We start from the raw sequence: 10,832 nt of genomic DNA, 5'->3' as shown, positions 1-10,832 counted from the left end.
AGGCCCCCCTTTTTCCAGGCGCCGGTCGCCAAACCCGCCCAGCCCGTATTCCATACCGCTCATCGACCTCTCCGCCTGCTACCCTCCAGACAGAGAATCGAGCTTCACAACACCCCGCAACAAAGATGTGTGAATGCGACAGCCATTCAATGGGGAGGATTGCTCTCCAGAATCTTGAAGAAAGTCCTAAGCCGCGTCGCGCAAGCCGACGTGCGGGGCGCGGGTGGAGCGCACGATGATCGCAAGCGCCCGGCAGCCGATGAAGCCCGCGAACAAAGCCGAGCCCGCCGCGATGTGCTGCGGCTCGAGCAGCACTATGCCCTCGACCGCCGCCGACGAGAAGTCGAGCACCGACATCGCCACCATGCCGAAGGCCGCGATCAGCGCGTCCCGCGAGCGCGGCAGCCGCACCAGGCCCCACATCTGATCGATCTCGACCGGCAGGGTCCAGCCGCGCGTGCGGCCGGCGAGGCCGCCGATCAACAGCGCCGCCAGCCATTCGGCATCGTGCTGCCACGTCGCCTCGAACACCGAGGACAGCAGCATCAGCGACACCACCGCCGCGAACGCGGCCGGCGTCGCCAGCCGCCACAGCCGCCATACGCCACCATGCGCCTGCGGCGACGTCGTCCAGAGGCAGAGCAGCGCACACAGCATCGTCAGCACGTTGGAGAGGCTGAGCGGCGCGAGGAACGAAGCCGGATCGACGGGTGGCATGGCGGCCAATATTCTCCCTCGCGCCGGGGCTGCCAACAGAAAATGGCATCGCACCGAGTGCAATTGCGGTCCGCCGCGCACCGGACGCTGATTGCCCCGAACGGCCGGCAGCTTTGCAACGGCGTCGGTTGACGCTCAGCCAGTCGTTGCGCACCGTATGCGAAGTTTCGGCTCCAGCAAGGTTCCACTATGCCCATCACTGTCCGGCCCCTGTCGCACGCGCTCGGCGCGGAGATCCAGGGCGTCGACCTCGCCCGGTCTCTCAGCAACGCCGAGTTCGACCAGATCCATCGCACCTTCCTGGAGAAGGGCATCCTGCTGTTCCGCGACCAGAAGATCACCCGCGAGCAGCACATCGCCTTCAGCCGCCGCTTCGGCGAGCTCGACCGCCACGACTCGCTGCCGCGCGACCGCCATCCCGACCATCCCGAGCTGCTGCTGGTCACCAACGTCCCGGAGGAGGGCGGCAAGGAATCGGCGTCGAAATACACCGGCCAGCAATGGCATTCCGACATGTCGTTCACCCTGGAGCCGTCGCTGGGCTCGCTGCTGCGCGGCATCGCCATCCCGCCGGTCGGCGGCGACACCATGTTCACCAACATGTACCTGGCCTACGACACGCTGTCGGACGGCATGAAGAAGATGATCGAGCCGCTCTACGCCATCCACACCGGCCGGCGGAAGGTCACCGATCCCAACACCGCGCGCGAGCGCGAGCAGACGCGGATCAATCCGCCGATCGCCCAGCCGATCGTGCGCGTCCATCCCGAGACCGGCCGCAAGGCTCTCTACATCGGCGAGAAGGTCTCGTGCCTGGTCGACATGACTCCGGAGGAGAGCAAGCCGCTGATCGATTATCTGGTGAAGCACGCGACGCGGCCGCAGTTCTGCTACCGCCATCAGTGGAAGCAGGACGACATCATCCTGTGGGACAATCGCTGCACCATGCACATCGCGCTCGGCGACTATGCCGACGGCGAGACCCGCCATCTCGAGCGCACCACCGTCAAGGGCACGCCGTCGGGCTACTACCTGCAATGAAAAGACACGTCTTCCTCAAGGGGCTCACAGCCGCGGCCCTCATGCCGGCTGTTGCGCGCGCGCAAAGCTATCCCGAGAAGCAGATCCGCATGGTCATCCCGTTCTCCCCGGGCGGCACGACCGACCTGCTGGCGCGTGCGGTCGGCCAGCACATGCAGGAGACCTGGGGCCAGGTCGTGGTCGCCGACAACCGCGCCGGCGCCAACGGCGTGGTCGCGGGCGAGATCGTCGCCAAGGCGGCGCCCGACGGCTATACGCTCAGCACGGTGGCGATGGGCCATGCCATCAACCCGCTGATCTACAAGAAGCTGCCCTACGACGGCGTCAACGACTTCACGCCGATCAGTCTGCTCGCGACCTTCGCGCAGCTCGTGCTGGTGCATCCCTCGCTGCCGGCGAAGACGCTGCAGGAGCTCATCGACTACGCCAGGAAGTCGCCCAAGCCGCTGAACTACGGCTCGGGCGGCAACGGCTCGTCGCAGCACCTGGCCGGCGCGCTGTTCGCGCACATGGCCGGGCTCACCATGACCCATGTCGCCTACAAGGGCGGCAATCCCGCCCAGCTCGACCTGATGGCGGGCAATCTCGACGTCGTGATCATCCAGCCGAACGCCAGGGAAGTGGTGACCTCCGGCAAGCTGCGCGCGCTGGCGGTCAGCTCGACCGAGCGCAGCCCCGACTATCCCGACGTGCCGACCGTCGCCGAGGCGGGCGTGCCGGGCTACCAGTCGGTGGCGTGGTACGGGCTGATCGGCCCGAAGAGCATGCCGGCCGACCTGCTGAAGAAGGTGAGCGACGAGACGATCCGCGCCGTCGCCACGCCGGCGGTGAAACAGGTGATCGCCACGCAGGGCGGCGTCGCGGTCGGCGGCACGCCGGCGGCGTTCGACGATTTCATCGCGGCCGAACGCAAGCGCTACGAATCGATCGTGCGCGAGGCCGGGATGACGGTGGAGTGAGCGGCCCATGGATGCCCTCACTGCGTTCGGCCTGTTCGCGGTCACGGCGATGCTGGTGTGCTACGCCCTGGAGCGGCGCAGCCCCTGGTTCATCCTGGCGTTCGCCGGCGCCTGCCTGCTGGGATCGATCTACGGATTCCTGCAGGGCGCCTGGCCGTTCGGCCTCGTCGAAGCCATCTGGGCGGCGGTTGCGGCCCGGCGCTGGTGGCAGACGGCGGCCTAGATCCGTGGAAGTCCCATCAAGAAAACAACCGGAGGAAACGACATGCCGTATCGGAGGAGCCTTGCGGCCATCGCCGCCTGCCTGATTGCCAGCGCCGTCTCGGCGCAGCCGAAATACGGCCCCGGGACCTCCGAAAAGGAGATCAAGGTCGGCCAGACCATCGCCTATAGCGGGCCGGCATCGGCCTACGGCCAGCTCGGCAAGGTCGAGGACGCCTACTTCAAGTCGTTGAATGCCAAGGGCGGCATCAACGGCCGCAGGATCGCCTTCATCAGCCTCGACGACGGCTACACCCCGCCCAAGGCAGTCGAGAATGCGCGCCGGCTGGTCGAGAGCGACCAGGTCGCGCTGGTGTTCAACGTGCTGGGCACGCCGCTCAACATGGCGGTGCGTCCTTACCTGAACCAAAAGAAGGTGCCGCAGCTCTTCATCGCGGCCGGCGCCACCGACTTCAACAACCCGTCGAAGTTCCCCTGGACGATGGGCTGGCAGCCCAACCTGCAGGCCGAAGCCGGCTTCTACGCCAAGGACCTGCTGGCCAAGAAGCCCGACGCCAAGGTCGCGGTGCTCTACCAGAACGACGATTTCGGCAAGGACCTGGTGCACGGCCTCGAGATGGCCCTGGGCGACAAGGCAAAGGCGATGATCGTCGCCAGCCAGAACTTCCAGGCGACCGATCCGACGATCGACAGCCAGTTGATCGCGCTCAAGGCCTCGGGCGCCGACACGCTGTTCCTGTTCACCTATGCCAAGCAGGCGGCGCAGGCGATCACCAAGCTCGACGATCTCGCCTGGAAGCCGCGCACCTACCTGCATCTCGGCGCGGCCTCGGTCGGCGCGACCTTCAAGCCGGCCGGGCTCGACAAGTCGACCGGCATCCTGTCGGCCGGGTTCCTCAAGGACGTCACCGATCCCAAGTGGGCGAACGACCAGGACGTCAAGGAGTGGATGGCCTGGATGAAGGAGAACATGCCGGGCGCCGAGCTCAGCGACAGCCTGAACGAGGCGGGCTACATGTACGCCAAGACTCTCGAGCAGGTGCTGAAGCAGTGCGGCAATGACCTGACGCGCGAGAACATCATGAAGCAGGCGGCGAGTTTGAAGGACTTCCACCTGCCGCTGCTGCTGCCGGGCAGCACGATCAACACCAGCGCCACCGACTACCGGGTGATCCAGTACATGAAGCTGCAACGCTTCAACGGCAAGAGCTGGGATTTCGCGGAGGACTAGGGCGCCAACGAAAGAGGGACGCGCAAGAAATCGCGCATCCCTCTAACGAGCCCACTATAGGTGAAAAGAAACAGTCTGGCAACGCGCGGCTCTTCTCAATAAATGAGGTCCCCTTCGCGGTAGGAAGGGGACAGAGATGCTCGCTTGCGGATTGGATTTCGGGACGTCGAACTCGGCGATCGGCGTCATGCGCGACGGCACGGCGACGCTCGCGCCCCTCGAGGCGGACAGCACGCTGGTGCCGAGCGCGGTGTTCTTCGACTACGAGACCAAAGGCCGGGTGCAGTTCGGCAACGAGGCGATCGCGGCCTATGTCGGGCAGACCGAAGGCCGGCTGATGCGGGCGCTGAAGTCGATCCTGGGCTCGCCCCTGATCGACGAGGAGACCGTCCTGGGCGGCCGCAAGGTGCCGCTCCGCCAGGTCGTCGAGATCTTCGTGCAGCATCTGAAGGACAAGGCCGAAGCCTTCGCCGGGCGGGAGATCGCCGCGGTCGTGCATGGCCGGCCGGTGCGCTTCGTCGACGACGACGACAGTGCCGATGCGCGGGCGCAGGCCGTCCTCGAAGGCATTGCGAAGCGGGTGGGCTTTCGCGACGTCGCGTTCGTCTACGAGCCGATCGCGGCGGCGCACCACTACGAGCAGACGGTGCAAAGCGAGGAACTGGTGCTGATCGCCGATATCGGCGGCGGCACCAGCGACTTCTCCATCGTCCGCGTCGGCCCGCAGCATCGCGGGCGCGCCGATCGCAGCCAGGACGTGCTGGCGACGTCCGGCGTGCGCGTGGGCGGCACCGATTTCGATACGGCGCTCGACCTCGCGGCGGTGATGCCTTTGCTCGGGCTCGGCACGCAGTTGGTGGAAAAAGACCTGCCGATGCCGAACGCGCTCTATCACGAGCTCGCCACCTGGGCGACGATCAACTTCGCCTACACTTACCGGAACGAGCGCGAGATCGCCGAGCTGGTTGCGCTCGCGGCCGAACCCGCGAAGGTGGAGCGCCTCCTGAAAGTCGTGCAGCAACGGCTCGGCCATCGCGTGGCGTTCGCCGTGGAGGACGCAAAGATCGCGCTGAGCGCCGAGGACCGCGTGGCCATGCCGCTGGCCTTTGTCGAAGCGGGCCTCGTGGCCACGGCGACGCGGCCTGAGTTCGACCACGCCATCGCGGCGAGGGTCGAGCGGCTCTACCGGTCGGCCAGCGACTGCATCGCCGCGGCGGGCCTCAAGCCGGCCGCCATCGAGACGATCTTTCTCACCGGCGGTTCGAGCCGCGTGCCGGCCGTGCGCGCCGCAGTCGCCCGAGCGGCACCGTCCGCCCGTCTGTCCGGCGGTTCCGATCTGCTGTCGGTTGCGCTGGGCCTGACGCAGATGGCGGGATTCATGGCCTGACCGTCTCGGGCGTCTCGCGCGAAGCAATCCTCCCCATTCATATGGGGAGGTGCCCCCGTCTTACGGGGGCGGAGGGGTCATGGGCCGTAGTCGTGTTGGGGCTTATGACCCCTCCGCCCCGCTATGAGCGGGGCACCTCCCCATATGAATGGGGAGGAAGGCTTGATCCGACTTCTGACGAATTCCACATCAGGGCAGCGCGGCGGGCGAGAAGCCGGCCGGCACCTTGTCGAAGCGCTTCCTGAACTGACGCGACCAGGCCTTGTTCGCGACCTCCTGCGCCTGGGCGACGATGGCGGGCTCGTCCATGGTCAGCACCTTGCCGTCGCGCATCAGCCACTGGCCGTCGACCATCACCCCCTGCACGTCGCGCGCCTGGCCGTTGTGCACGAAGTTCGAGACCGCGCGCAGCATCGGCACCAGGTGGGCGCGCTGGGTGTCGATCACGATCAGGTCGGCCTTGTTGCCGGCGGCCAGCCAGCCGCCGTCGGGCATGCCGAACGCCCGGTAGCCGTTGCGGCTCGCCCAGCGCAGCGCCTGCTCGGGCGTCGGATGGCGGCCGTCCTCGCGGCGCACCCGCTCCATGAACAGGCCGGTGCGCATCACCTCGACCATGTCCTCGGCCATGTTGTCCGAGCCCATGGTGATCGTGCAGCCCTGGCGCTCCAGCGACTCGACGCGCGGGCTGAGGCCGCGGCGCGCCGCGATCGCGGCGTTGAAGGCGACGATCGCCTTGGCCTCGCCCAGCAGCTTCTCCTCGCGCGGGTCCATGCAGCGGCAATGGGCGCAGATCACCTTGTCGTTGAGGAAGCCCAGCTCTGCCAGGTACTCGGTCGGCAGCCGGTTGCGATGCGCCTGCACCGCCGCGACCTCGCCCCAGATCTGGTTGAGATGGATGGTGATCCAGGTGCCGAGCTGCTTCTGCAGGGCGCTCAGGTCCTTGAGCAGCTCGGGCGAGCACATGTCCGGGGCCCAGGCCGAGATGGCGATGCGGATGCGGCCGTCGGCCTTGCCGTTCCATTTGGCGAAGGTCTTCTCGATCGTCGCCATGTGCTTCTCGCCCATGGCGCGGTCGAGCTGGAAGGGCGCGGGGTCGCCGATCGAGGTGCCGGTGCGGTCGTAGGCGCGCTCGCCGAACAGGAAGCGCAGGCCGCTCTTGGCCAGCATCTCGGCGTAGTCGTCGATGTCGTTGGAATCCTCCAGCAGGAAGGTGACGCCGCTGCGCAGGCACTCCAGCGCGCCGAGCTGCGCCATGACCGTGCGCTCCTCCGGCGTCATGTCGGGTAGCGGGATCGGCGACAGGCCGCCGGAGAAGGGCGGCTTGTGCGGCGGCGACAGGTCTTCGAACACGCCGCGTGCGAGCGTCATGGTCAGGTGCGTGTGGGTATTGGCGAAGCCCGGCATCACCATGCGGCCGCGCCCGTCGATCCGCTCGGCCGTCGGGTAGCGCTGCTGCAGCTCGGCGTTCGGGCCGATCGCGGCGATCTTCGTGCCGTCGATCGCAATCGAGGCGCAGTAGTGCACCGTGTCGTTGTCGTCGCCGGTGACGATCACGGCGTCGTGGATGATGGCGGTCATGGCATCCCCAAACTGTTTTGTGCCACGGTAGCGATATATTATGGCCGGAGACAGGGGGAGCGAAGCGAGTATGCGTCGTCGTTTGGTGTTGGTTGGATTGGGCGCGAGCCTGGTGGCGGGTTGCGACGTGCCGGCGCGGCTGGCATCGCTGCCGGAGAAGCTGCGCGGCTCGGCGTCGTTCCACGGCCTGCCGAAAGGGACGCGGGTGCTGACTGACGGCTCCGACGACGCGCTGATGGGCCACATGGCCCGCGAGTCGTTGCGCCGCGAGCTGGCCTATGCCGAGAGAACCGGCGCCAAGTCGCTCGGCCCTGCGACCTACCTCGCCATTTCCGGCGGCGGCGAGAACGGGGCTTACGGCGCCGGCCTGCTGACCGGCTGGAGCGCGCTCGGCACGCGGCCGGAATTCAAGGTGGTCACCGGCGTCAGCACCGGCGCCCTGATCGCGCCGTTCGCCTTCCTCGGCCCCGCCTACGACCGCGAGCTCGAGCGCTTCTACACCGCGACCGGCAAGAAGGACGTGATGGCCTCCAACGGCCTGGTCGCGGCCGCGTTGGGTGAGTCGCTCTACGATTCGACGCCGCTGCTGCACACCATCCGCTCCGTGCTGACTCCGACGATGATGGCCGACATCGCGCGCGAATACACCGAGAAGGGCCGGCTGCTATGCATCGCCACCACCAACCTCGACGTTCCGGTCGGCGTGCTCTGGGACATCGGCGCCATCGCGGCCAGCGGCCACCGCGACGCCGCCGAGCTGGTCGCCAAGATCCTGCTGGCGTCGGCCTCGATCCCGGGCGCCTTCCCGCCGGTCATGATCGACCTCGAGGCAGGCGGCGAGCACTTCCAGGAGATGCACGTCGACGGCGGCACGGTGTCCCAGGTTGCCTTCTATCCGCCGTCCTTCGCCGGCGACGACCTGCTGGTCACCGGCGCGGGTGACGCCGTGCGCCTTCGGCGGACGGTGCGCGACCGGCCACGCCGGCTCTATGTCATCCGCAACGCGCGGCCGGGCGCTGACATCGAGACGGTCGACCGCAGCACGGTGAAGATCGCCAGCCGCGCCGTCTCGACGCTGATCGCCACCCAGGGAATTGGCGATCTCTACCAGCTCTACGTGCTCGCCCAGCGCGACCACATCGATTTCAACGTCGCGTGGATTCCCGCGAGCTTCGGCGAGAAGGCCGGCGAGCCGTTCGAGACCGGATACATGAACCGGCTCTATCGGGTCGGTCGCGCCGCCATCGCCGACGGCACGGCCTGGAGCAAGTATCCGCCGGGCTACGATCCGACGCCGCTCACCCAGATCGGGCCGGCGGCGGGCTAGATGGCCAGCCGTCGCTCGGTTCCGTTCAGCGTCACCATCCTGACCTTGATGGCGCTGATCGTCGTGCCGCTGTCGTCGACCCTGCTGTGGCTGGGTTGGCGCGCCGTCGATCGGCTCGAGAAGGAAGATGTCGACCAGCGCATGGCGGAGCTCGACACCGCTGTCGTCGGTTTCCTGAGCACCGGTTTGCGGGTCGTCGTCTCGGTCGGGCAGGCGCTCGGCGAGCAACCCGCCTTCGCCCCGCAGGCGGGCACGGCGGCCGACGATGAGCGCCTGCGCCAGCTCGTCGCCGTGCTGCGCCGCCATCCGTCGGCGGACGCCGCCTTCGCGGGCTATCCCGACGGACGGATGCTCTATGCCGGGCGCACCGAATCGCTGGGGCCGGCGCAGCGCGAGGAGTTCAAGGTCCCGCCCGGCGATCCGATCGTCGTGCGAGTGATCGAGGATGACGGGACGGAGCGCCGCGAAACATGGCGGTTCGTCGGCGTCGACGATAGCCTCGGCGAGCCGCACACGCGGGCCAGCGACTTCGACCCGCGCCGTCGGCCCTGGTACGGCGCCGCCGTGCTGAGCCGTGCGCCGGCGCTCACCGCGCCCTATCGCTTCGCCTGGTCGCGCGAACCGGGCGTCTCGGTTGGCGTGCCGATGCCGCGGGGCGGCGTCTTGGGCTTCGACTCCTCGCTCGGCACGCTGTCGCGGCTGATCGTGCAGTACAAGATCACGCCGAATGCCGTCATCCTGGTCGCGTCCGCCCATTCGGACGTTTTCATCGAGACGCGGCCCTGCGATCCGACCGATGCGACCTGCCTGCCCGGCGACGACGAGGTGCGCGCCGAGGTGCGCCGGACGGCGATAGAGGCCGCCGGCCGCTCCGTCCGGCGCGACGTCGAGGTGGCCGGCCGCGCCTACAAGCTGATCGTGCATCCGATTCCGCCGATCTACGGCCAGGGCTTCGCCGTCGCCGCAGCGGTGCCGGTCGAGGAGCTTACGGTCATCTCGCGCGCGCTGCTCGAGCGCGGCGCCTATGCCGGCGCCGCGTCGGTCGGTCTCGCCATCCTCGCCGCGACGCTGGTGTCCTTCCTGCTGTCGCGCTCGATGGCGCGGCTCGCGGTCAAGACGCAGCGCATCCGCGACCTCGATTTCTCCGACACCGTACCGGTCAGGAGCCGTATCACCGAGGTCCTGCGCCTGTCCGAGGCGGTCGAGCGCATGCGCGAGGGGCTGGAGGTGTTCGGCCACTACGTGTCCAAGGACCTGGTGCGCCAGATCATGCGCTCGCCCGCCAGCACCGGCGTCGGCGGCGAGCGGCGCGACGTCACGGTGATGTTCACCGACATCGAGGGCTTCTCGCGCATCAGCGAGGGCATCGCGCCGGAGCTGCTGACCAGCCGCCTGTCGCGCTACTTCGAGGCGCTGGGCCACGCGATCTCGGCCAACCGCGGCATGATCGACAAGTATATCGGCGACAGCGTCATGGCGTTCTGGAACGCGCCGGAGCCCGATCCCGACCATGTCCTGCATGCCTGCCGCGCCGCCCTCCAGGCCGCCGCGGCGAGCCGCGAGCTGGCCGAGAAGTGGCACGGCCGCGGCCGGCCGGTGTTCCGCACTCGCTTCGGCCTGCATGCCGGGCTGGCGCTGGTCGGCAATGTCGGCGCGCGCGACCGCATCAACTACACGCTGGTCGGCAATGTCGCCAACCAGGCGTCGCGGCTCGAGGGGCTGAACAAGGCCTACGGCACCGAGATCCTGGCCAGCATCGAGGTCTCGCAGCGCACCGCCAAGGCCTTCGTCTGGCGGTCGATCGACCGCATCGTCGCGGCCGGCACGACCGAGGTGATGGGGATCTGCGAGCCGCTCGGCGAGGCGGACACCGCGGCAACCCACGCGCCCTTCCTCGAGCGCTGGCTGGCCGGCCGCGCGGCCTACGACGACGGCCGGTTCGCCGAGGCCATCGCGGCGTTCGAGCAGGCGGCAGCATTACGGCCGGGTGATGGGCCGTGCCGTGTGCTGATCGCACGCTGCACCCAGTTCCTCCGCGACGGCGTGCCGCCCGGCTGGGACGGCGCCTGGCACTTCGACTTCAAGTAATCAAGCAATCCTCCCCATTCATATGGGGAGGTGTCAGCGTCTTACGCTGACGGAGGGGTCATCCATCAAGGAAGAACATGACCCCTCTGTCGCCGTATGACGGCGACACCTCCCCATATGAATGGGGAGGGTGCTAATACCAGCCGACGAAAATCCTGACTCTTGCGAGATTTGAGTTTCCCTTCGCTGCAATGTTCGATTCTGTGTCTCCGGTCGGCGTATTGCGGCGGAGGACAGCATGGGGCTCAAGATCGAGGTGACGCGGCTGGAGCTGTCAGCGAC

The 10,832-nt window shown here is 67.9% G+C and carries 9 protein-coding genes; 7 read left to right on the top strand and 2 right to left on the bottom strand.

Annotated features, from left to right (window positions below; translation table 11 throughout):
* Positions 1 to 186: 186 nt before the first annotated feature.
* Positions 187 to 717: a hypothetical protein gene (locus tag J0J01_RS32535; RefSeq protein ID WP_296387799.1), complete on the bottom strand. Its 531-nt coding sequence runs from the start codon at positions 715 to 717 to the stop codon at positions 187 to 189.
* 189 nt (positions 718 to 906) lie between these two features.
* On the opposite strand from J0J01_RS32535, the gene J0J01_RS32530 reads away from it, so the two are divergent.
* The 5 genes from J0J01_RS32530 (at position 907) to J0J01_RS32510 (ending at position 5,557) form a co-directional block, all read left to right on the top strand.
* On the top strand, positions 907 to 1,758 hold the full coding sequence (locus tag J0J01_RS32530) for a TauD/TfdA family dioxygenase (RefSeq protein WP_296387798.1): 852 nt from the start codon (positions 907 to 909) through the stop codon (positions 1,756 to 1,758).
* Positions 1,755 to 2,717, top strand: coding sequence for a tripartite tricarboxylate transporter substrate binding protein (locus J0J01_RS32525; protein ID WP_296387797.1), 963 nt, complete (start codon positions 1,755 to 1,757; stop codon positions 2,715 to 2,717). Before J0J01_RS32530 ends, J0J01_RS32525 begins: the two co-directional genes overlap by 4 nt.
* Positions 2,718 to 2,724: 7 nt before the next feature.
* Entirely contained in the window at positions 2,725 to 2,940 is a 216-nt protein-coding gene (locus tag J0J01_RS32520; RefSeq protein WP_296387796.1) for a hypothetical protein, read from the top strand.
* A gap of 42 nt (positions 2,941 to 2,982) precedes the next feature.
* Positions 2,983 to 4,170, top strand: coding sequence for an ABC transporter substrate-binding protein (locus J0J01_RS32515; protein ID WP_296387795.1), 1,188 nt, complete (start codon positions 2,983 to 2,985; stop codon positions 4,168 to 4,170).
* A 187-nt stretch (positions 4,171 to 4,357) separates the two neighbouring features.
* Positions 4,358 to 5,557, top strand: coding sequence for an Hsp70 family protein (locus tag J0J01_RS32510; protein WP_296387794.1), 1,200 nt, complete (start codon positions 4,358 to 4,360; stop codon positions 5,555 to 5,557).
* 189 nt (positions 5,558 to 5,746) lie between these two features.
* Here J0J01_RS32510 and J0J01_RS32505 read toward each other — a convergent pair whose 3' ends face one another.
* Positions 5,747 to 7,135 (bottom strand): amidohydrolase family protein, encoded by a 1,389-nt coding sequence (locus J0J01_RS32505; RefSeq protein ID WP_296387793.1) that lies wholly within the window; start codon positions 7,133 to 7,135, stop codon positions 5,747 to 5,749.
* Between the two features lie 70 nt (positions 7,136 to 7,205).
* On the opposite strand from J0J01_RS32505, the gene J0J01_RS32500 reads away from it, so the two are divergent.
* Together J0J01_RS32500 and J0J01_RS32495 are read left to right on the top strand one after the other, a co-directional pair.
* A complete protein-coding gene (locus tag J0J01_RS32500) occupies positions 7,206 to 8,462 on the top strand; it encodes a patatin-like phospholipase family protein (protein WP_296387792.1) in 1,257 nt (418 codons plus the stop codon).
* On the top strand, positions 8,463 to 10,550 hold the full coding sequence (locus J0J01_RS32495; protein WP_296387791.1) for an adenylate/guanylate cyclase domain-containing protein: 2,088 nt from the start codon (positions 8,463 to 8,465) through the stop codon (positions 10,548 to 10,550).
* Positions 10,551 to 10,832: the final 282 nt, after the last annotated feature.

The sequence above is a fragment of the Reyranella sp. genome (assembly GCF_017305915.1).
Taxonomy (GTDB): Bacteria; Pseudomonadota; Alphaproteobacteria; order Reyranellales; family Reyranellaceae; genus Reyranella.
Note: the sequence above shows the minus strand (reverse complement) of the source record. Positions and strands in the feature narration are given on the sequence as shown.